Source organism: Acinetobacter sp. (assembly GCF_045628685.1).
Taxonomy (GTDB): domain Bacteria; phylum Pseudomonadota; class Gammaproteobacteria; order Pseudomonadales; family Moraxellaceae; genus Acinetobacter.
This window is the reverse complement of sequence record NZ_JAZQPV010000107.1, coordinates 22,313-41,833: the sequence shown is the minus strand read 5'-3', so window position 1 is coordinate 41,833 and position 19,521 is coordinate 22,313. Positions and strand designations below refer to the sequence as shown.

General features: G+C 40.5%; 22 protein-coding genes and 2 tRNA genes. 14 read left to right on the top strand and 10 right to left on the bottom strand.

All coding sequences use genetic code 11. The features are described from left to right. The first annotated feature begins 15 nt into the window (after nucleotides 1–15). Complete coding sequence (locus ACKI4H_RS13995; RefSeq protein ID WP_407306778.1) at nucleotides 16–639, top strand: DUF1294 domain-containing protein; 624 nt, start codon at nucleotides 16–18, stop codon at nucleotides 637–639. Between the two features lie 29 nt (nucleotides 640–668). Further along, a complete protein-coding gene (locus tag ACKI4H_RS13990; RefSeq protein WP_407306776.1) occupies nucleotides 669–1,061 on the top strand; it encodes a DUF4870 family protein in 393 nt (130 codons plus the stop codon). Nucleotides 1,062–1,405: 344 nt separating this feature from the next. Here the strand turns inward: ACKI4H_RS13990 and ACKI4H_RS13985 are convergent, their stop codons facing one another. Further along, nucleotides 1,406–1,765: a helix-turn-helix domain-containing protein gene (locus tag ACKI4H_RS13985; protein WP_407306774.1), complete on the bottom strand. Its 360-nt coding sequence runs from the start codon at nucleotides 1,763–1,765 to the stop codon at nucleotides 1,406–1,408. Between the two features lie 97 nt (nucleotides 1,766–1,862). Here ACKI4H_RS13985 and ACKI4H_RS13980 point away from each other — a divergent pair, with 97 nt between their 5' ends. Further along, nucleotides 1,863–3,194 (top strand): APC family permease, encoded by a 1,332-nt coding sequence (locus ACKI4H_RS13980; protein WP_407306772.1) that lies wholly within the window; start codon nucleotides 1,863–1,865, stop codon nucleotides 3,192–3,194. 43 nt (nucleotides 3,195–3,237) lie between these two features. Then, nucleotides 3,238–4,650, top strand: coding sequence for an NAD(P)/FAD-dependent oxidoreductase (locus ACKI4H_RS13975; RefSeq protein WP_407306770.1), 1,413 nt, complete (start codon nucleotides 3,238–3,240; stop codon nucleotides 4,648–4,650). Between the two features lie 51 nt (nucleotides 4,651–4,701). Here the strand turns inward: ACKI4H_RS13975 and ACKI4H_RS13970 are convergent, their stop codons facing one another. The 6 genes from ACKI4H_RS13970 to hisB form a co-directional block, all read right to left on the bottom strand. Next, nucleotides 4,702–5,604: a DMT family transporter gene (locus ACKI4H_RS13970; RefSeq protein WP_407306768.1), complete on the bottom strand. Its 903-nt coding sequence runs from the start codon at nucleotides 5,602–5,604 to the stop codon at nucleotides 4,702–4,704. A gap of 69 nt (nucleotides 5,605–5,673) precedes the next feature. Further along, nucleotides 5,674–6,405 (bottom strand): 1-(5-phosphoribosyl)-5-[(5-phosphoribosylamino)methylideneamino]imidazole-4-carboxamide isomerase, encoded by a 732-nt coding sequence (gene hisA / locus ACKI4H_RS13965; RefSeq protein ID WP_407306766.1) that lies wholly within the window; start codon nucleotides 6,403–6,405, stop codon nucleotides 5,674–5,676. A 67-nt stretch (nucleotides 6,406–6,472) separates the two neighbouring features. Continuing rightward, entirely contained in the window at nucleotides 6,473–7,150 is a 678-nt protein-coding gene (locus ACKI4H_RS13960) for a 3'-5' exonuclease (RefSeq protein WP_407306764.1), read from the bottom strand. 105 nt (nucleotides 7,151–7,255) lie between these two features. Continuing rightward, the gene (locus ACKI4H_RS13955) at nucleotides 7,256–7,792 is read right to left on the bottom strand and encodes a TMEM128 family protein (protein ID WP_407306762.1); all 537 of its coding nucleotides are present in this window, start codon (nucleotides 7,790–7,792) and stop codon (nucleotides 7,256–7,258) included. A 168-nt stretch (nucleotides 7,793–7,960) separates the two neighbouring features. Then, complete coding sequence (hisH, locus tag ACKI4H_RS13950) at nucleotides 7,961–8,578, bottom strand: imidazole glycerol phosphate synthase subunit HisH (RefSeq protein ID WP_407306760.1); 618 nt, start codon at nucleotides 8,576–8,578, stop codon at nucleotides 7,961–7,963. Beyond that, on the bottom strand, nucleotides 8,578–9,171 hold the full coding sequence (hisB, locus tag ACKI4H_RS13945; protein ID WP_407306758.1) for an imidazoleglycerol-phosphate dehydratase HisB: 594 nt from the start codon (nucleotides 9,169–9,171) through the stop codon (nucleotides 8,578–8,580). Before hisB ends, hisH begins: the two co-directional genes overlap by 1 nt. A gap of 96 nt (nucleotides 9,172–9,267) precedes the next feature. Between hisB and ACKI4H_RS13940 the strand changes: the two genes are divergently transcribed. The 7 genes from ACKI4H_RS13940 (at nucleotide 9,268) to ACKI4H_RS13910 (ending at nucleotide 13,251) form a co-directional block, all read left to right on the top strand. After that, the gene (locus ACKI4H_RS13940) at nucleotides 9,268–9,645 is read left to right on the top strand and encodes a GNAT family N-acetyltransferase (protein WP_171537644.1); all 378 of its coding nucleotides are present in this window, start codon (nucleotides 9,268–9,270) and stop codon (nucleotides 9,643–9,645) included. A 480-nt stretch (nucleotides 9,646–10,125) separates the two neighbouring features. After that, a tRNA-Phe gene (locus tag ACKI4H_RS13935) sits at nucleotides 10,126–10,201 on the top strand. 135 nt (nucleotides 10,202–10,336) lie between these two features. Further along, nucleotides 10,337–10,412: transfer RNA gene (locus ACKI4H_RS13930), tRNA-Phe, on the top strand. 108 nt (nucleotides 10,413–10,520) lie between these two features. Further along, nucleotides 10,521–10,973, top strand: coding sequence for a hypothetical protein (locus ACKI4H_RS13925; RefSeq protein ID WP_407306756.1), 453 nt, complete (start codon nucleotides 10,521–10,523; stop codon nucleotides 10,971–10,973). A gap of 5 nt (nucleotides 10,974–10,978) precedes the next feature. After that, nucleotides 10,979–11,692 (top strand): hypothetical protein, encoded by a 714-nt coding sequence (locus tag ACKI4H_RS13920; protein WP_407306754.1) that lies wholly within the window; start codon nucleotides 10,979–10,981, stop codon nucleotides 11,690–11,692. 25 nt (nucleotides 11,693–11,717) lie between these two features. Continuing rightward, on the top strand, nucleotides 11,718–12,446 hold the full coding sequence (locus tag ACKI4H_RS13915; protein ID WP_407306752.1) for a class I SAM-dependent methyltransferase: 729 nt from the start codon (nucleotides 11,718–11,720) through the stop codon (nucleotides 12,444–12,446). Between the two features lie 274 nt (nucleotides 12,447–12,720). Next, complete coding sequence (locus tag ACKI4H_RS13910; protein WP_407306750.1) at nucleotides 12,721–13,251, top strand: hypothetical protein; 531 nt, start codon at nucleotides 12,721–12,723, stop codon at nucleotides 13,249–13,251. Nucleotides 13,252–13,348: 97 nt separating this feature from the next. Here the strand turns inward: ACKI4H_RS13910 and ACKI4H_RS13905 are convergent, their stop codons facing one another. Beyond that, nucleotides 13,349–13,903, bottom strand: a complete 555-nt coding sequence (locus tag ACKI4H_RS13905) for a hypothetical protein (RefSeq protein WP_407306748.1) — start codon at nucleotides 13,901–13,903, stop codon at nucleotides 13,349–13,351. 295 nt (nucleotides 13,904–14,198) lie between these two features. Here ACKI4H_RS13905 and ACKI4H_RS13900 point away from each other — a divergent pair, with 295 nt between their 5' ends. The 3 genes from ACKI4H_RS13900 to ACKI4H_RS13890 all read left to right on the top strand — a co-directional run bounded on the left by ACKI4H_RS13900 (nucleotide 14,199) and on the right by ACKI4H_RS13890 (nucleotide 16,017). Next, complete coding sequence (locus ACKI4H_RS13900) at nucleotides 14,199–14,828, top strand: phospholipase D family protein (protein ID WP_407306746.1); 630 nt, start codon at nucleotides 14,199–14,201, stop codon at nucleotides 14,826–14,828. A 5-nt stretch (nucleotides 14,829–14,833) separates the two neighbouring features. After that, nucleotides 14,834–15,656, top strand: a protein-coding gene (locus tag ACKI4H_RS13895; RefSeq protein WP_407306744.1) for an IS5 family transposase whose coding sequence is annotated in 2 segments (ribosomal slippage) — nucleotides 14,834–15,214 and nucleotides 15,216–15,656 — 822 coding nt in all. Because the reading frame shifts where the segments join, the coding sequence is not laid out codon by codon here. Between the two features lie 94 nt (nucleotides 15,657–15,750). Next, nucleotides 15,751–16,017, top strand: coding sequence for a hypothetical protein (locus ACKI4H_RS13890; RefSeq protein WP_407306742.1), 267 nt, complete (start codon nucleotides 15,751–15,753; stop codon nucleotides 16,015–16,017). Between the two features lie 52 nt (nucleotides 16,018–16,069). Here the strand turns inward: ACKI4H_RS13890 and fadA are convergent, their stop codons facing one another. Together fadA and fadB are read right to left on the bottom strand one after the other, a co-directional pair. Continuing rightward, nucleotides 16,070–17,242 (bottom strand): acetyl-CoA C-acyltransferase FadA, encoded by a 1,173-nt coding sequence (gene fadA, locus ACKI4H_RS13885; protein WP_407306740.1) that lies wholly within the window; start codon nucleotides 17,240–17,242, stop codon nucleotides 16,070–16,072. A gap of 12 nt (nucleotides 17,243–17,254) precedes the next feature. Beyond that, nucleotides 17,255–19,408 carry a fatty acid oxidation complex subunit alpha FadB gene (fadB, locus tag ACKI4H_RS13880; RefSeq protein WP_407306738.1) on the bottom strand — a complete coding sequence of 718 codons (2,154 nt, stop codon included), beginning with the start codon at nucleotides 19,406–19,408 and terminating at the stop codon, nucleotides 17,255–17,257. Nucleotides 19,409–19,521: the final 113 nt, after the last annotated feature.

The following is a 19,521-nucleotide window of genomic DNA, read 5'->3' as shown; positions in this document are numbered from 1 at the left end:
AAATAGGAAAAATAAATGCGCGATCAGGGGCGATTAGTCGAATGGTTTGATGAGAAAGGCTATGGTTTTATTCAGCCGAACGATGCCTCGAAAGATCGGGTGTTTTTACACATCAAGGACTTTGCCCGTCCAGGTCCACGTCCCATTGTCGGTTGCGCACTGGAATATACAGTATTGCTAGATGGGGACGGGCGTTTCCGAGCACAAGAGGTGATGTATCTCAAAGCATCACAGACACAAAAAATATTGCCACAACCTAAAAAGGTAAATGAACAACAAAAAAACATAAAACCGATGCAAATCGCCTGCGTGGGGTATATCTTGGCATTGGCTGTTTTTACCATTTTGGGAATGTTAAGTGGAATGGTGCTTTTATTTATCAGTATTATCAATGCCTTGACTTACTGGCTGTATGCCCAGGATAAAGAGGCGGCTCTACTGGGCAATCGCCGTATACCTGAACAGAGTTTGCATATTTTATCCTTTCTTGGGGGGTGGCCTACCGCATGGCTGGCACAGGAAAAACTGCGCCATAAAACACAAAAACAACCCTTTAGAAAGATTTATTTTTGTACCATAGCCTTAAACATTCTTTTGATTTTATGGCTAATTTCTCCTTTAAATATGATGATATTTTAAGGAGAACGATTACTTTAAAAGGTATAACAATGAATTATTCTATAGATAAAGATTCCAATCGTACCCTGACTTTAGTTCTTTATATCCTTTATATTATTGCTATTTTTTCAGGTGGCTTACTGGCGGTCATTGCTTTAATTATTAATTATGTCAAACGTAACGATGTACGCGGCTCTATTTTTGAAAGTCATTTTACTTGGCAAATCCGTACTTTCTGGTGGTATTTATTCTGGAATATTATTGCTTTTATTCCGTTCTTTTTCTTATTTTTTACTGGGGAAAATACCGATCTTTTCGCGGGTGTTGCCCTTATCTCAACCACGTTTTGTCTTACGGTTATTGGTATTTCCTGGATTTGGATTGTCTATCGTGCTATTCGCGGCATTATTCGCTTGAATGATAATCAACCGATGTATCAATAACTCATTTATTCCTCATGTTGAAGGCGGTGTTATGCCGCCTTTTTTTAGGTCTGGTGAATGATGAGCCTTATAATTTTTTGCACTGCAATGAACCACTGAATGAAACTTGTGCATTACTTTAGCTACTTTGCAAAAATAAGCATTACCTTTTTAATTTTTACAACATACTTTTTTAATTAATATATTGTACAATTTTAATATTATAGGTTTATATTTTTAGTTTAATAAATTTACCTTTTTAATATTTAAAAATTACTTTTTTAATAAAAATAATTTACATTAATGTACATTTATTAATATAAATTTTTTTTGTTTTTTATTTTAAACTTTGATTAACTTTAGGCTTAAGAATAAAAACGACCACGACGGCGACGTAGTCCTAAAACATGAATAGCACGTACCAAAACGGCATATGAAACAGGGTAGCCAAATTCCTGTTTAAATAATGGTACAAGGTCACTAATATTCTGAAATTTTATATTTTTTACAAATACTTGAAAATTATTCCAGTCTTTGATGTGGCTCGGAGCACCACGGTTTTTTGCTGGTTTTGGTAGTAAATCTCCTGTTTCTTCTTCCAGCTTAATCCATGCATCGAGCGTCACGCGAGAGATGTTAAATTCTTTGCAAACTGCAACCTTATAATCGGTTTTTTTATACATTTGAATGGCTGCTTTTCGAGTTTCTAAACTGTACTTTGGCATTTACTTTCGCCTGAGTTAAATATTTATATTTTTATTATATGGCATAGTCATTGCAAATGAACAAATAACTCAAATAAATAATGTTCAGGTGGCATGCATGGAAAAAACGCAAGTTTCTTTCAAGAAAATGTCTTTATGGCAAGTGGTGATTATTGGTATCGCGTATATGACACCGATGGTGGTCTTTGATACTTTTGGTATTGTTTCAGGGATCACGGATGGGCGTGTCCCACTGGCTTATATTTTAGCCTTGGCTGCCATGTTACTCACTGCATTCAGTTATGCACGGTTTAGTCGTATTAGTGATAAATCGGGTTCAGCCTACACCTACACTGCAGAATCTTGTGGCGCAAAGGCAGGTTTTTTTGTCGGTTGGTGTTCCTTGCTAGATTACATTTTACTACCATTAATCAATGCGTTACTGGCAGGTATTTATCTAGAAGCTGTGATTCCAAGTGTACCGTATTGGGTTTGGGTGAGTCTATTTTCCGGACTTGTCACGCTGATCAATTGTTTCCGCATTAATATCTTAGCCAATCTCAGTCTGATCTTTGTCTTAGCACCGCTGTTGCTGATGGGACTGTTTGTTTATCTGGTCATTCAAGGTGTGGGATCGGCACAAGGTTATCACCATGTACTCACGGTTGCTCCGCTATTTAATGGCGATACCTCAATTCTGCCGCTAATTGCGGGTGCATCAATCCTCTGTTTTTCATTCCTTGGCTTTGATGCCGTGACCACCATGTCACATGAGACCAAAGACCCGAAGCGTACCATTCCACGTGCTGTCATCTTGACCACTTTAATGGGCGGAGCAATTTTCATTACGGCTTCTTGGTTTATCCAGCTGTATTTCCCGAGTAACGTGCGTTTTAACAATCCAGATGAGGCATTACCAGAAATCGTGCTGTATGTGGGCGGGGCATTATTCCAGGCGGTATTTTTGTGTGCACAAATCATGAATACCTTTGCTTCAGGTCTAGCAACCCATGCCAGTGCATCTCGTCTCATTCATATTATGGGTAAGGATGGCATTTTCCATAAAGGCACTTTTGGTCAACTGCACAGTAAATTAGGAACCCCACTGTATGCGGTTCTTACCATCGGCTTGATTTCCTTAATGGCGATTGCCCTCGATTTGGCGACTGTGGTGAGCATGATTAGTTTTGGCGCATTGATTGCCTTTACGGCAGTGAACTTCTCGGTTTTTATGAAGTTCTATGTGCTAGAGAAGCAACGTGCAGGCGTTAAAAATAAATTTATGAATCTGATTTTACCGCTGATCTCTGTGGCGGTAATCATGTGTTTATGGTTCAACCTTGAACGATCAGCGCTTCTTTTTGGCTGCGCATGGCTGTCTGTCGGTGTGTTGATCTTCCTGTATAAAAAACTGAAAAAGCAAAACATTGTGATTGGCAATGCCTACTAAATCAAAGTTTAAACATGAATTGAAACAATAGAGAGTGAGCAAAATGAATATCAATAAGCCCGTATTTGTAGAAGATGTTGAATTTAAACCAAGTCTTAACAAGCAAAGTGGGAAAGAGTGGAACTGGGTCAATCCTAAATGTGGTGAGTTTGATTTTCCAGCCAACTATTATGAAAGTTCACTGGAGCAGTGGCATCAGTTTGATGCATTAAGTACCGACATTGAATGTGATGTCGTGGTAATTGGTGGTGGTTTGTTGGGCGCTTCCACAGCCTTGCATTTATCTGAGCAGGGTGTAGATGCTGTGCTGGTGGAAAAAAACCGAATTGGCAGCGCAGCTTCCGGTCGTAATGGCGGACAACTGACTCCGGGACTTGCACGTTGGGAAGCTTCCGAGATGATCGAACATTTCAGCTATGAAGATGCGAAAAAACTCTGGCATTTCACCTCAACTGAAGCGATGTCTTTAATCGATTCGATTGCGGATCAATACGGGTTAGAGATGCAACGTAAACGCGGTCATATTACCGCAGCCGTTCATGAAGGACATTTGGTGGGTTTGACCCAAGGTTCCGATGCCCGAAAATTCTTAGGTGAGTTACATACCCAAATCATGGGTAAACATGAATTGATGGGGCATGTTAATTCTGATAATTACTGTGGTGGCTTACTGGATACCTTGGGTGGACATATTCATCCACTGGCTTTAAACCGTGGCTTGGCTTATAGTTTCTGCAAAAATGGCGGTAAGGTTTATGAGCAAACCGAAGTTATATCGGTAGAAGAGCGGGAAGATGGCATTTATGTAACCACTTCAGGTGGGATGATTAAAGCGCGTAAAAGCGTGGTGATGGGCGTGCATCATACATCGTTTAAACTATTAAAAGAACATAACCAAACTACGATTCCGTTCTATACCTATGTCTGTACTACCGCACCTTTGGAAGTTGATTTAAAAGCGTTACTACCCACCGATGCTCCAGTCTATGACACGCAATTCCAGATTGATTACTATCGTGGCGTGTCGAAAAACCGTTTGCTGTTTGGAGGCGAGGGCACAGGCTCTTGTTGGAGTCCTGAAAAAACCCATCAATATTTATTGGGTCGGATTAAACATGTATTCCCGCAATTGAAAAATCTAGAACTGGATTTTGTGTGGAGTGGAACTACGGATTTAACCATGAATGGGGCTGCGGACAGTCGTAAATTCGGCAATAAATTCCCGATTTATGCGGTACAAGGCTGGAGTGGTCATGGTGTGGCACAAACGGTAAGGATTGGTAAAGCCATTGCTGAAGATTTCTGTGGCAAAGCCGATGACTTTAATATGCTGGCCAGTATCCAACATCAAGATATTTTGTTCGGTCGCGCTTTGGCACCTGTGGTTATTCCAATGGCGAAAAGTGCTTATGGTTTAGGGGCAATGATTAATCCAGGAAAAATGGTGTCGTTTTAATTGATTGAGTGCTCTCTCCCTTGTGGGGAGAGTTCTAGAGCAATTAAACTCTTAAAGACTCACTTCTTTATTCTTCTTTAAAAACTTCGGTTTCCATTCACTCACAATCACACCTAACACCACCAATGCACCACCTAAAATAGCAACTAGAGCTAAGCGTTCACCTGCAATACGTCCAATCAGTGCTGCCCAGACCGGCTCACCTGAATAGATAATTGCGGCTTGAGAGGGATCAATTTCACGCTGTGCCCAGTTCATCACCAGTTGAATGGCTGCGCTGGCCAAGCCCAGTCCACAGAGAATGATCATCAGAGGCCAAGAGAACACAGGGTTCCACACTTCGCCAGCTATAGGCATCATGCAAAAAGCAAAAACAGAAGCAAAACCGAGTTGAATCACGGTGACACGGCGAACATTGACTTTACCGGCAAAAAAACTGATCAGAATAATTTCAAGGGCAATCGCGATTGAACCGAGAATAGTAATAATCTGCCCGAAGTTCAGCTGGATTTGACCGAAACCGTTACCCGTTAAAAATACCAAACCTAAAAATGCTAAGACTGCACCGCACCAGGTCATGATTTGTGGCGTTTTACGGAATAACAGCCACAATAAAATTGGTACTAAAGGCACATACAGTGCGGTTAAAAAGGCCGATTCACTGCTGCTAATGGTTTTGAGTCCAATGGTTTGTGTGCCATAGCCAATCGCAATCACCAAGCCAATCAACGCACCGGCAGCAATTTCTTTCAGATTGATACCGCTTAAATCTTTCCAGGAGAAAAGACAGACAAATAACATCGCTGCGGCAAAACGACAGCCGACAAAAAACATCGGGCTTGCAAAGTTTAAACCATATTGCACGGTCAGGAATGATCCGCCCCAAATCATGGTAATCAGAATTAAGGCAAGTTGGGGAGCTTTGGTTTTAAACCCAGAAGGAGTGTTTGACATGTCTATACAGCGAAGAAATTGATTGAAATAAAAAAGAGGTCCGAAGACCTCTTAAGGATGAATCAATATTTAGATTGATTGATCATCCCAAAGTGATTGCACTTCACGAAGGTTTAATGTGCCTTCATAGATTGCACGACCGGTAATCGCACCTAAAATGCCCGGTTGACCTTTTAAGTTGCGAACGTCATCAAGATTGGTTACACCACCAGACGCGATCACAGGCAAACCTGAATAAGTCGCCAAGTTGACCGTCTGTTCGATGTTGACACCTTGCATCATGCCGTCACGGGCAATGTCGGTATAGACAATGCTGGATACACCGGCATCAGCAAAACGTTTTGCAAGATCAGTCGCTTTGATGTCAGTGATATTTGCCCAGCCATCTGTTGCCACCATGCCATTCATGGCATCGATACCGACAATGATGTGACCGGCAAATTTCTTGCAGGCTTCTTCGACAAATTCAGGATTTTGAACTGCTTTAGTCCCGATAATCACAAAAGATACGCCTGCATCCAGGTAATGTTCGATGGTTTCAAGCGAGCGAATACCGCCACCAATTTGAATTGGCAGCTCAGGTTGAGCTTTGGCAATCGCTTCAACCACAGGTTTATGGATGGGCGTACCGGCAAAAGCACCGTTTAAATCAACCAAATGTAAGCGACGCGCGCCTTCATTTACCCAATGCTGTGCAGTTGCAACTGGATCGTCAGAAAATACGGTATCGTCTTCCATACGGCCTTGTTTTAAACGGACACATTTGCCATCTTTCAGGTCAATTGCAGGGATGATCAGCATGCTTTCGCTCCTTGCCTAATCTCGTTAAAGTTATTGTTTGTCATCTTAGCAAAGTATTGTTAAATCTCTAAGCATCAGTTTCAGCTTTTGTTTTGTTCGGGCGAATACGTAATTTTAATGACGTGTTGGGAATATGTTCAGGGAGCAAGTTTAAACGACGCAATTCTTCAAAGACCAGTACTGGCGCATAAGCATCGGCAGCCGCGTATTGAATTTGGGCAGGCGTTAGTGTTTTACGTGCCCAGTTGGAGGTGCTGATTTTTTTACTTTTGGGAAAGTTCACCTGAAATAAAAGTGCCATGGCATTTTTTAGCCCCATGGGATTGGGGAAACCAAAGGCAAAAAAGCATTTAGACAGTTCAATCACGCTATTTAGCTCAATGCCTTTTTTACGAAAAAGATGCGCATCATTCTTTAGACCAAAGCCGACTTTAATCTGATCCCGACTTTCAAAAACTGGTTTTAGAAATTCCAGTACTTCAGGGTTAATTTGAAATAAGTAGGCGCTGTCATGACTGGCCAATTGGATCAGATGCGGTCCGGTTGATACTTCACCCTTGGCAAAGGTCGGTTTGGATTCGGTATCAAAACCGAGTAAGGCACAGCTTTTTAATTCCTGTTCAAGGGCAAGACATTGTTCAATGTTATGAATGAGATGAATCTGTTGCATGGGAAGATTCTGAAACACAGGCAAATCCTGAATTTTTTCTTTGCTGGGTAGCGTTTGAAGCAGAGACTCTTCCATGATAATCAATACAGTGATTTATTTTAAATTCAGCTTAATCGCTTTTCAGATTTTAGGCAAAAATAAAGCCCATTGATCATGAGCTTTATCCAGAATTTAAAAGGATTAATCGGTGTGATGGATGCTTTGTTCCATCTGCACCTGTTGAGCACGCTCAACATAACTTTGATAAGCTGGTATCGCAATAGCGGCTAAAATACCGATTGGAAAAATGAGCACATAAATCCATCCCAACACCTTTTCCCAAGCTTTGGTGGTACGTCGAGGACCATATTGATTGTTTCTGGCATCGCCTTTGGCAAAAATCAGGTAAAGGATAAAAATGAGGTTCAGGAGTGGAACTATCATAAACAGCGACAACCATCCCGTATGATTGCGGTCATGCAGACGACGGATGGTAAAAACAAAACTGAAATATAATAAGCCAAGGTAAGCAATCCCGATCAGAACAGTTGCTGTTATGGAGGAGCTGGTCATGGTAGAAGGATCATTAAATAAGTTAGGTGAGAAGAAAGCCGCAATAATCCCAATAATGATCAGGATAGAAAAGCTCATCAGCATGTTCCAGCCTAAGTAAGACAGGCGACCAAAACGTCCACTTGGGCTTAAGGCTGACTCGCTGCTTGGATAGGTTTGATTCATTTTCTTATTCCCCTATAAATTTAATTATTGTTTAAATATAATGATTTGTATAAACATCATAACAATTAAAATGCATAAAAAATAGTCGATTTTATATAAGCTATCCAATTTGAGCCAATAAAAAAGCCCAACCAGAGTTGAGCTTTTAAAAGATCTTAAAATGGATACTTAGATTTTCCATTCCACAAAGTTTTTCAACAGTTGCAAACCGGCGGTATGACTTTTTTCTGGGTGGAACTGGGTCGCGAACAAGTTTTCTTTATACAGTGCCGTACAGAACTCTATACCGTAATCACAGGTTGCAGCGATTAGAGCCGTATCTTTCGGTTCAACATAGAAGCTATGCACGAAATAGAAACGCGCATCCTGCTCGATGTCTTTCCACATCGGATGGCTTGGGTCTGCCTGATGCACCTGGTTCCAGCCCATATGCGGCACTTTTAAACCTGCCATTTCTGGAAAATGCTTCACTTCGCCTTCAAAAATACCCAATGCATCCGTGCCGCCATTTTCTTCAGAGCACTGCATCAAAGCCTGCATGCCGACACAGATCGCCAGTACAGGCTTGTTAAATACGGCATTGCGTACTACTTCATCAATACCCGCTTCATGCATGCCTTGCATACAGTCACGCATCGCGCCCACACCGGGAAATACAATTTTATCGGCTTGGGCAATCAGTTTGGGATCATTGGTCACATCTACAGTGGCACCTACATGTTCCAGGGCTTTGGCTGCAGAGTGTAAATTTCCCATGCCATAGTCAAGAAGGGCTATACGGGTCATTACAAACTACCTTTGGTTGAAGCAACAGTGTTTTCTGCACGTGGATCAATTTCACAGGCCATACGCAGTGCGCGTGCAAAAGCTTTAAATGTACATTCAATTTGGTGATGACTATTTTTACCTTTCAGGTTGTCAATATGCAGCGTCATTAACGCATGATTCACAAAACCTTGAAAAAATTCAGAGAATAGATCAACATCAAAGGTACCAATACGGGCGCGAGTGAATGGAATATCCATCCACAAGCCAGGGCGACCAGATAGATCAACCACCACACGGCTTAAGGCTTCATCCAGTGGTGCATAAAAATGACCATAACGACGTAAGCCTTTTTTATCACCCAATGCTTGTGCGAAAGCCTGACCCAGGGTGATACCGCAGTCTTCTACGGTATGATGGTCATCGATATCCAGGTCACCATCACAGTGAATGTCGATATCGAATAAACCGTGTCGCTTGATTTGATCAATCATATGATCTAAAAATGGAACACCTGTGTTGAGGGTGCCTTGACCCGTACCATCAAGATTCACCCGAACTCGAATTTTGGTTTCGTTAGTGTTTCTTACCACTTCACTGATACGTTGCGTCATAGACACGTTCCTCAAAAACGTTAAAAATGATGATGTAAAATGTTTTTTCGCGATGACGAAATCATCGCATATTAGATTGCTCAGGAGGGTTAATCAATGCCTATTACCGTACATGCTTATACTTCACTAGAAAATGACGAAGTGCGCAGCCAGCTTGAGCGACTGTATGACACCAGCCCGGAATTTGGAGATGGGCAGGATGCCATTGAACAACTAGAGCAAAACTTGGCTCAGTATACCTTAGTTTACACAGCAGAATTTAATACTAAGTTGATTGGGGCGATTTGGTGCACTGGACAAGGGGAAAGCAAGATCCTGGAAAATATTGTGGTTCACCCTGCCAACCGTGGACGCGGCGTTGCGGAAAGGCTGGTGAGTGAAGTCTGCCGTCTGGAAGAAGAAAAAGGCGTGAAGACGTTTGAACCGGGCTGTGGGGCAATTCATCGTTGCCTGGCACATCTGGAAAAAATTTAAGCTTGAACAGATTCTAAAAAATCAGCCTTGAGGCGAATGCCAGTCAGTTAAGAAATTGACTGGCATTTTTTATTATAAACTTTTCATGTGATTCGATATGCAAAAAAGGTCATCCGCAATTATTTGAGGTATGAGGTGCACTACTGCACCGTAGGATGCTTTTCTTGCGAACTTGAAATATATTTTGAGGCTTCTCATTTGGGGAATGAAAACCCTGTTGTACAAGCAATAAATATAATCCAAATATTTGATCTAAAAAGCAAAGAATTTTATTAACTCCCTATTCTTAATGATCAGCTTTAAGACTTGCGACTGTTTTTGTAGCTTAAACAAACAGACCCATATCGTTAATTAATGAATTGAGATTTAAATAAAAAATAATCAAATAACGTGAAATTTGCTGTAAAAATAAACGGTTGTTTAAAAAAGCATAAAACCCGCTTGACTGAAAAAGACTTAAATTGTTTAATACGCGCTATCGGCGTGATAGCTCAGTAGGTAGAGCAACGGATTGAAAATCCGTGTGTCCCCAGTTCGATCCTGGGTCTCGCCACCATATTTAAAATCTATTTCAAGATTTCAATCCCTGATCCCATCAGGGATTTTTTTTGGGCAAAAAATATCCGATCAAATAAAAATGTGAGGAATTATATTGACTATTGATGGCAGATACGGCTTAATACACCGCATCGGCGTGATAGCTCAGTAGGTAGAGCAACGGATTGAAAATCCGTGTGTCCCCAGTTCGATCCTGGGTCTCGCCACCATATTTGAAAAAAACCTCAAACATTGTTTGAGGTTTTTTTTTGTCAGCGTTTTTTGGGGCTGAACTTTTTTCGTATAAAATAACCGCAATAACAATTCGAGAATAAAAAATGAAAACAATCGGATGTTCAATATTTACTTTACTTTTTGTGCTGCTGACTGGCTGTGGTGGTAGCGGAAGCGGAGATTACTTTAACTCTTCTTTTGAGAAAATCTTTACTTTTGGTCCACAAACTTATATTTGTCGCAGTGAAAGAGCAGCTGATGCTTGTGGTGGTGCGAATCAGGATTGTTCCGCATGTGACTTAAAGTCTTCATCCTCCCTCCTGATCATTACCGGGGTATGTGCTCAGCCAGTTGCAAATACGCATAGAGTAACGATAGATGGCTGCGTGTTAAGACTCACCAATGCTATTCATACAGGCATTTGTACTTCAGAAGGGTTGAGATTGCTTTCAGGTACGAATTTCACCAGACAGCAAGTCAGTACAGGTACATTATTTTCCAGCGGCAGTTTAAATCTCAATACTGGCAACTTTACTGAAACCATTACCTGTAATTGATCCACATGAAATTTTTCATACTGTTTTTAGTGGGTATATTATCTTTTGGATTGGGCTATTTTGTTGCTCCCTCCCAGAGCGAATCTGAACAACCTGTTCCTGAGCACACTCAGGATGTTGCGGTAGAAGATTTTATTCAGCGGATCCAGCAAAAAGCCCAGACTTCGCCTGAAGAGAGTCTTGTCCTGCAACAGCAACTAAGAAAACAGGAAGAGCAGATCAATTCCGTTATAGACACAGCCTCTACTGAACAGATTAATAAATATCTGGAACAATCCTTTCCGGGCTACGATTTAACCCATATTGAAAATAAGCAGGCATTTGCTAAACGTCTGGTCAGTGAATTTGTTGATGCAGAAAATGATCCGAATGAAGTGTTGAAAGGAAAAGCGACAGTGAGTACCCAGCAACAATATGTAGTAAGTGCCGTATTGCCAAGGCAGATTTATGCCGGACAGCAGTTGTTTGCCCATTTTGATACTCTGGGCAAAGTACCTAATAACGAGCAGGTTTTTATCCGCTGGAGCAACCAGTCTACAGGTGAAGTGCTATTTTTTATGCCACAGCGGGTGAGTAGTCACCGGGAGCAGAACTGGGTCAGCTTTAATCCGCTGAAAGGCTGGAAAGTCGGAACTTATGATGTTAAGTATTATCAATTGAATGATCAGCTCGATCCAATTGCGCAGACCAGTTTTAGAATTGAACAGATAATTGATTAAATTAAGTATATTTTGAGAGGAATTCATGAAGGACCTGTTTTCCAGCAATAGTTTGCGCTACAAAAAAGCCCGCCCAAATTATTCCATTCAAATTGTGAAAGAAATTTTAAAGCATGTTCCAGAACGAAATTTTGCATGGGACTGCGGTGCAGGGTCTGGACAATTCACCCAATTATTGGTCCCGTATTTCAATCATATAATCGCAACCGATATCAGTGCAGCACAGTTACAACAGGCACCTTATTTTGAAAATGTCAGCTATCAGGTGCAAGCGGCAGAGCAGAGTAACCTTCCTGCGCAATCTATTGATCTGGTTACAGTGGCTCAAGCCATTCACTGGTTTGACTTTGACGTATTTTATAAAGAAGTAAAACGGGTACTTAAACCGCAAGGGGTGTTTGCAGCCCTGGGTTATGGCTTGATTGAGGTGCAGGAGGCGGCGATAAACAGTTTGGTGCAACAACTGTACTTTAAAACGCTAAATGGCTATTGGGATGCAGAGCGCCGTTATATTGATGAGCTGTATCAAACGATTCCATTTCCTTTTAATGAACAGGCTGTACCCGAGATGGCTTTGCAATATCAATGGTCACCCCAACAACTGCTTGGCTATTTAAAAACATGGTCAGCGCTTAGGCATTATCAGGAAAAAACCCCTCATGATCCGCTTCAGCTGATTTCTGATGTTTTACAAACGGGACCAAAAAAATTAGATGTAACATTTCCTGTCTTGCTACGTGTAGGAACACTCTAAAAATTAAAAATTAAACGGCAGTATCGTTTGGTGGATTTTCTGGGCGGAGGTAGAGCTAAAAAGATGATTTCTTGAAAATTAGCTTCATAAAAATTAAAATTTTTAATATAAAATTCATGTATATAAATATGCTAAATCAAATGATTTTTGAATAAAAATTAAAGTGCGACTCAGACCACTTATCTGGGCGAAGGCTACTAAATAAAGGCTTTATTATACAATTTTAGCTGTTGAAGGGTGTTTGTTTACTTTTATTTTTTTGAGTAAAACTGCCATGAATCTCCTAAAAAATTTGTCCTGTGCAATTGTAGCGATTGCAGGAAGTTTTTCTATTTCTTCTACTTTTGCCGATACAACTGATAAATCTGGATTAATCGCCTTAACTGAACCTGAGTTAAGAGCTGAAACCACACCAATCATTCAATATAAATGGGGGCCACAAGAGGAGAGAGCGTTGCAGCATAGAATTATGCAGATTCAGCTGGACACTCAAAATTTTGTTGTTGATCCCACTATTTTAGCCACGATAGATTTTGTACCGGATGGACCAATGCCAGATATAAACAGCTTACCGTTGCCATTGCAGCAATATGTTCTGGCAGTTGCACAAGGTTTGCTATCACCTGATCCAAGAGAAGGCTTGTACATTATACTCGAGAATTTTGGTATAGACCGTAGTGCAACTACTGTGCAAATCGCTCGAGAGCAATTTTCATTGGGTGTTTTGGAAAATACCGCGCTAAATGAAGCAATCAGAGAGTTGCAACAACAGCGTAGAACTACCCCGAATAATGGAATTCGCTAGTTCGGCAGGGGGCGAGATAAAAATATTTTTCCTCATAACTAAAAAAGGATGCTCATTAATGGCATCCTTTTTTACAGCTAAAATGCTTTAGCGCAGATTAAGCAGCAGATTTTTTAAACCAAGAGAAGAATGATTTTTTCTCAGCTTTTACTTCAGCTTTAGCAGCATCTGCTTTTTCAGCAGTTGCTTCTTTTACTTCAGCAGTTTTTTCAACAGTCGCGTCTTTTGCTTCAGTCACTTGAGCAACAGTTGCATCTTTCACTTCAGCAGTTTTTTCTGCAACTGCATCTTTTGCTTCAGTTGCTTTGGCAACAGTCACGTCTTTAGCCGCAACAGTTTTGGCTACAACTACATCTTTAGCAGCTACAGTTTTAGCAACAGTTGCATCTTTCACATCAACAGTTTTAGCTACAACAGCGTTTTTAGCCGCTACAGTTTTTTGAGCAGCTATTTTAGAAACAGCAGCAGTTTTTTCTTTAGTCGCAACAGCTGTGTTTTTAACAGCAATCGCAGTTTTAGCAGCATCTGCTTTTACTTGTGCTTTTGCAGCAGCAACTTTAGCAGCTGGAGTAGTTTCTACAGTTGTAGTCGCCATAGCAGATGTAGTCACTGCAACTAAAGCAATAGCCATAGCAGTTTTAATGGTATTCATGATGATTACTCAATTGTGAGATTAAAGAGAGATTTTGTACTTTTTATTTTAGCGCCACAGATGCTAAATTTTTAAAAGTGAATAGCTTAGGTGTATTCAATTGTATGATTATTCAACTAAATTTACAGAGTGATAACATGATGTTGCGGATGGTTTACATTTCGATAGGTGAAGTAGTGTGAAGGATTTGAGTCTTAACTATTTATAATTATTTATATGTGCAATATTAAATATTTGTTTTTATTTGGGTTATTGGTATATAAGTTAATTTAAAAATTATTAAAAGAGATTAGTTGTGTCGTTACTAACTTTGGAATCAGAAAATCTGTGGGAAAAATTAATTGTTATTAATGAAAAAAGCCCGTTTCGAAGTGCGGCAGTGGCTTATTTTTCAAGTGATATAGATTTAAAGTTCATAAAGGGAGATTTATTAATTATTAATGCTTCTCCCGAATCAATCCAAAGTGGTGCTACCTCTTTGGATTTAATAGAAAAATATCTAATAGAAGGGGTAGAAATATACTCAAACTCTACCTTGCATACTAAATTAATAATATTTTGTGAGTATGTCTATATTGGTTCGGCTAACATTTCAAGAAATTCAAAAAGTAATTTAATTGAAGCAGGTATTTTAACTAACGATAAAAATATTATAGATCAATCTATTAACTTAATAAAATCTATAAAATCAGATTATAAAACAATAAAAATTGATCAAGCGGCAATCGATCAATTGAAATCAATTAAAGTGGATCGATTTAATATACTATCTCGTGAAAAATTTCGCTTATTAGAAAATAATAAAAAATATTGGGCATTAGGTATTTTTCAAGAAGCTTTATATGATGGTGATCAAGATACCATTAACAATCAATGTAAATTATTTAAGAGATCTCTTGCGAAAGTAAAAACCACCTCAATATAAATTTCATGAGATATCAAAAATTAAATCGTTTTTCAGATTCTGAATTTAAGCGCTTGGTTGGCGTACCTCGACAAGTTTTTACTGAAATGGTTGAGGTTTTAGAAAAAGCAGAATCACTCAAAAAGAAATCAGGTCGTCCTCATACTTTAGCTATAGAGGATCAATTATTATTAACACTCAATTACTTACGAAACTACAGCACTCAACTAGAATTGGCAGCACACTACCACATCGCTGAAAGTAATGTGAATCGAACTATTAAAAAGGTTGAAGATGCATTGATGAAATCAAGATGTTTTACTCTGCCAAAACGAAGCATTACGACCGCAGAAGAACACTTTAACTGGGTTATTATTGATGCTACAGAATGTTCAATAGAACGCCCGAAAAAAAAATCAGAGTAAGTTCTACAGTGGTAAAAAGAAGAAACATACGCTAAAAGCCCAAGTGATCTACCATCCGAAGAGCAAACAAATCATAGGAGTAGATATATCGTCTGGCAGTCAGCATGACATTAAATTGGCAAGGAAAACAGTTAAGAAATTCAAACATTGTGAATATGTTATGACCGATTTAGGGTACTACGGATTAGAGCAAGATGGCTTTAAATTGTTGATGCCAATCAAAAAAAAGAAGAATTTCCCATTATTTGAAGTTGAGAAAAAGTACAATAAAATGATTGGAAAAATACGAGTTGTGATCGAACACATCAATAGTCAATTGAAAACATTTAGAATATTGAGTGAACGCTATCGAAATAGACGGAAAAGATTCGGTTTACGCATAAACTTAATCGCTGCACTGGTAAACAAAATCAATTTGCAATAACGACTTTCGCAAGAGGTCTAAGGAACATCATAACAACTTATCATGGCTGTTTTTTAAGAAATCTGATGCGAAGATATTATTTGAAGAATGTCAGATGGGAGACTCTATTGTATTATTTAGTAGGGAGAGACTTGAAGATTCAATACAAGAAATTTTTTTAGTAAAAGTGATTCATCTTTTTGAAGATAAAGACAATAATAAAGTCTGTTTTTATGAAATTTTAAAAAAAGTGGATATAAGTGAGAATATCATTTTAGTACAAGAGCATTTAAAAGCTTTATACGATACTGAATGGATTGCTAAGGAGTTAACCAATTCCGAAGTTAGAGAAATAAGAAAAACTATATTAAATACATTTTAAAGTAAAAAACCCCGCATTAAGCGGGGTTTCTTTTTATCTCAGTATTTAAGAATTAAACACGTTCGATGATTGTTGCAATACCTTGACCTAAACCAATACACATGGTCGCAAGACCGATTTGCGTATCTTGTTGCTCCATTACATTAAGCAATGTCGTCGTGATACGCGCACCAGAACAACCCAATGGGTGACCCAGTGCAATCGCACCACCGTTCAAGTTCACACGGTCTTGCTGGTCATAAATGCCTAAGCCTTTAAGAACTGACAAACCTTGTGCAGCAAACGCTTCGTTCAATTCAAAAGTTTGAATATCAGAAATTGACAAGCCAGCACGTTTAAGCGCTTTTTGCGTTGCAGGAACAGGACCGTAACCCATGATTGCCGCATCACAGCCTGCAACCGCCATAGAGCGAATCACAGCACGTGGCTTAAGACCAAGCGCTTGAGCACGTTCAGCAGACATCAATAACATTGCAGAAGCACCGTCAGACAACGCTGAAGATGTTGCAGCAGTTACTGTACCGCCTTTCGGGTCAAATGCTGGACGTAAAGCACGGAAGGCTTCAAGGTTAGCATCTGGACGAATCACTTCGTCAATGTCGCACAGGATTTTGAAACCGTTTTGGTCGTGACCTTCAACACCAATAATTTCGTTTTTGAAACGACCTTCTTGCGTTGCAGCCCAAGCGCGGCGGTGAGATTCCACACCAAACGCATCCTGTTCTTCACGGGTAATGCCGTTCATACGACCCAGCATTTCAGCAGTTAAGCCCATCATGTTTGATGCTTTTGCATAGTGCTTAGATGCTTCAGGGTTCAGGTCGATGCCGTGCATCATACCTACGTGACCCATGTGCTCTACACCACCAATGATGAAGATATCACCTTGATTTGTAGCAATTTGAGCCGCAGCAGTATGAATAGACTGCATAGATGAACCACATAGGCGGTTCACAGTTTGACCTGCAACCGTTTTTGGCAGGTCAGCAAGTAATGCGATGTTACGCGCAATGTTCATACCTTGTTCTAGGGTCTGGTTGACACAGCCCCAGATCACGTCTTCAACTTCATTTATATCAAACTGGTTACGAGCAACCAATGCGCGAACTAATTCAGCAGATAAGCTGTCAGCACGTACATTGCGGAACATACCGTTTTTGCTTTTACCCATTGCTGAACGTACGCCATCAACGATGACAACGTCACGTGGATTTAAAGTAGCCATTCACGTTGCTCCTTAACCGTAGAATTTTTTATTGTTAGCAGCCATGTCACGCAACATTTGTGGCGCTTCATAAGCTTTACCTAAGTGTGCATATTTGTCGCAAAGTGCAACGTATTCAGCAACACCTGTTTGGTCAATGTAACGTGCTGGACCGCCACGGAATGGAGGGAAACCTACACCCATGATCATTGCCATATCTGCCTCAGCAGGCGTTGCGACAATGTTGTCTTCCAGGCAACGAACAGTTTCGTTACAGAAAGCCAGCATCATACGGTCAATGATTTCTTGTGCATCAAATTCACGTTTTTCGCCAGTCACTACAGATGCAATCAGTTCATACGCTGTAGGATCAACTTTTTTCGCTTTCTTGCCTTTACGGTCTAACTCGTATTTGTAGAAACCAACGTCATTCTTTTGACCCAAACGTTTTGCTTCATACATAGTTTGAATCGAACCTTTGAAGTCCGGTTTCATACGGTCAGGGAAGCCTTCAGCCATCACTTCTGCACCGTGAACGCCCGTATCGATACCGACAACGTCCATCAAGTAAGCAGGGCCCATAGGCCAGCCGAAGCGTTCCATGACTTTATCGATCTGCTGGAAGTCAGCACCATCTTTAAGCAACAGGTCGAACGCACCGAAGTAAGGGAACAATACACGGTTTACTAAGAAGCCTGGGCAGTCATTTACTACGATTGGAGTTTTACCCATTTTCTGAGCAAGAACCACAGTCGTTGCAATTGCCTCAGCAGATGTTTTCTCACCACGGATCACTTCTACCAATGGCATCATGTGAACGGGGTTAAAGAAGTGCATGCCGACAAAGTTTTCAGGACGTTGTAGGCTTTCTGCCAAACGTGTAATTGAAATCGTAGAGGTATTTGATGCAATGATGGTGTTTTCACGCACTGATTTTTCAGTATCTGCAAGCACAGCAGCTTTGATCTTAGGATTTTCAGTGACCGCTTCAATCACGATATCCACTTCTTTAAACTCTTCCAAGCTTAAAGTCGGGCGGATGCGAGCAAGGGTTTCACCCATTTTCGCAGGGGTCATTTTTTTGCGTTCAACTTGTTTGGTCAACAATTTGTTCGCTTCAGACATACCCAACGCCAGTTGTGGGTTACCAATGTCTTTCATGATGATTGGTGTGCCTTTGCTTGCCGCTTGGTAAGCAATACCGCCACCCATGATACCCGCGCCTAGAACAGCCGCCTGGTTTACAGGGTGTGCACCTTTCTCATGTTTTTTCGAAGTTTTTTTCACAAGCTGGTCATTGAGGAATAAACCAATCAATGCATTTGCTTGTGGTGTCACTGCAGCTTTGGCAAAGCCTTCAGCTTCAGCTTTCAGTGCGTCATCACGATGCAGACTTGCACCTGCCTGTAAAGAATCAAGAAGAAGTTTAGGCGCAGGGTATTGAGCAGGGTTTGCTTTTGCAAGAACCACGCCTTTAGATGAGTTAAATGCCATCATCTGTTCGATTGGGCTAAGTTTAACCGGCTCCAGTTTTTCCTGACGTTTTGCTTTCCAGTCTAGGCGACCAGCAATGGCTTGTTTAACCAGGTCAATTGCAGCGGCTTGCAGTTTGTCCGCAGCAACTACCGCATCAACAGCACCATCTTTCAGGGCAGCATCAGGGCGTTTAGGATTAGCCATCGCCATCCATTCAACCGCATTGTCAATACCAATCAAACGGCTTAAACGAACCGTACCACCGAAACCAGGGTAGATGCCAAGTTTGATTTCTGGAAGCCCGACTTGAGCAGATTCAGACATGACACGGTAGTCACATACCAGACACATCTCAAAACCACCGCCCAATGCCATACCATTGATTGCAGCCACTTTAGGAATGTCTAAATCTTCAAAGCTGTTGAAGATTGCGTGAACAGGCATGGCCCAATCCACAATTGCTTGTTCGCCTTGAGCAAAGTTATCACCAAATTCAGTGATGTCTGCACCTACGATAAATGTTGATTTACCAGAGGTAACGATTAAACCTTTAATATCGCTATTTGATTTAACAGCTTCAATTGCAGCTTTAAAGTCTTCAATCGTTGCACGGTTAAATTTGTTGACCGACTCATCTTGTAAGTCAAAGCGGAATTCTGCAATTCCGTCCGAAAGCATTTGGACGGTAATGGCATTGCCAGCGTGGATCATGCCTGATCTCCTTTATTTTGGAGGACTTATTAAGTTGATGTTCTGAAGCATGTACGCCTTTTCCGCGCACATCGAGCTTCGCTAATCTTACGATAACTATATCCAAAAAGAAC

What these genes read in the sequence shown, in the direction of transcription:
- ACKI4H_RS13940 (WP_171537644.1), top strand. Translation starts at nt 9,268, where the DNA reads ATGCCTATTACCGTACATGCTTATACTTCACTAGAAAATGACGAAGTG.
- ACKI4H_RS13990 (WP_407306776.1), top strand. Translation starts at nt 669, where the DNA reads ATGAATTATTCTATAGATAAAGATTCCAATCGTACCCTGACTTTAGTT.
- ACKI4H_RS13985 (WP_407306774.1), bottom strand. Translation starts at nt 1,765, where the DNA reads ATGCCAAAGTACAGTTTAGAAACTCGAAAAGCAGCCATTCAAATGTAT.
- ACKI4H_RS13975 (WP_407306770.1), top strand. Translation starts at nt 3,238, where the DNA reads ATGAATATCAATAAGCCCGTATTTGTAGAAGATGTTGAATTTAAACCA.
- ACKI4H_RS13915 (WP_407306752.1), top strand. Translation starts at nt 11,718, where the DNA reads ATGAAGGACCTGTTTTCCAGCAATAGTTTGCGCTACAAAAAAGCCCGC.
- fadA (WP_407306740.1), bottom strand. Translation starts at nt 17,242, where the DNA reads ATGGCTACTTTAAATCCACGTGACGTTGTCATCGTTGATGGCGTACGT.
- ACKI4H_RS13960 (WP_407306764.1), bottom strand. Translation starts at nt 7,150, where the DNA reads ATGGAAGAGTCTCTGCTTCAAACGCTACCCAGCAAAGAAAAAATTCAG.
- fadB (WP_407306738.1), bottom strand. Translation starts at nt 19,408, where the DNA reads ATGATCCACGCTGGCAATGCCATTACCGTCCAAATGCTTTCGGACGGA.
- ACKI4H_RS13995 (WP_407306778.1), top strand. Translation starts at nt 16, where the DNA reads ATGCGCGATCAGGGGCGATTAGTCGAATGGTTTGATGAGAAAGGCTAT.
- ACKI4H_RS13980 (WP_407306772.1), top strand. Translation starts at nt 1,863, where the DNA reads ATGGAAAAAACGCAAGTTTCTTTCAAGAAAATGTCTTTATGGCAAGTG.
- ACKI4H_RS13955 (WP_407306762.1), bottom strand. Translation starts at nt 7,792, where the DNA reads ATGAATCAAACCTATCCAAGCAGCGAGTCAGCCTTAAGCCCAAGTGGA.
- hisB (WP_407306758.1), bottom strand. Translation starts at nt 9,171, where the DNA reads ATGACGCAACGTATCAGTGAAGTGGTAAGAAACACTAACGAAACCAAA.
- ACKI4H_RS13890 (WP_407306742.1), top strand. Translation starts at nt 15,751, where the DNA reads ATGGGAGACTCTATTGTATTATTTAGTAGGGAGAGACTTGAAGATTCA.
- ACKI4H_RS13970 (WP_407306768.1), bottom strand. Translation starts at nt 5,604, where the DNA reads ATGTCAAACACTCCTTCTGGGTTTAAAACCAAAGCTCCCCAACTTGCC.
- ACKI4H_RS13910 (WP_407306750.1), top strand. Translation starts at nt 12,721, where the DNA reads ATGAATCTCCTAAAAAATTTGTCCTGTGCAATTGTAGCGATTGCAGGA.
- hisA (WP_407306766.1), bottom strand. Translation starts at nt 6,405, where the DNA reads ATGCTGATCATCCCTGCAATTGACCTGAAAGATGGCAAATGTGTCCGT.
- hisH (WP_407306760.1), bottom strand. Translation starts at nt 8,578, where the DNA reads ATGACCCGTATAGCCCTTCTTGACTATGGCATGGGAAATTTACACTCT.
- ACKI4H_RS13905 (WP_407306748.1), bottom strand. Translation starts at nt 13,903, where the DNA reads ATGAATACCATTAAAACTGCTATGGCTATTGCTTTAGTTGCAGTGACT.
- ACKI4H_RS13925 (WP_407306756.1), top strand. Translation starts at nt 10,521, where the DNA reads ATGAAAACAATCGGATGTTCAATATTTACTTTACTTTTTGTGCTGCTG.
- ACKI4H_RS13920 (WP_407306754.1), top strand. Translation starts at nt 10,979, where the DNA reads ATGAAATTTTTCATACTGTTTTTAGTGGGTATATTATCTTTTGGATTG.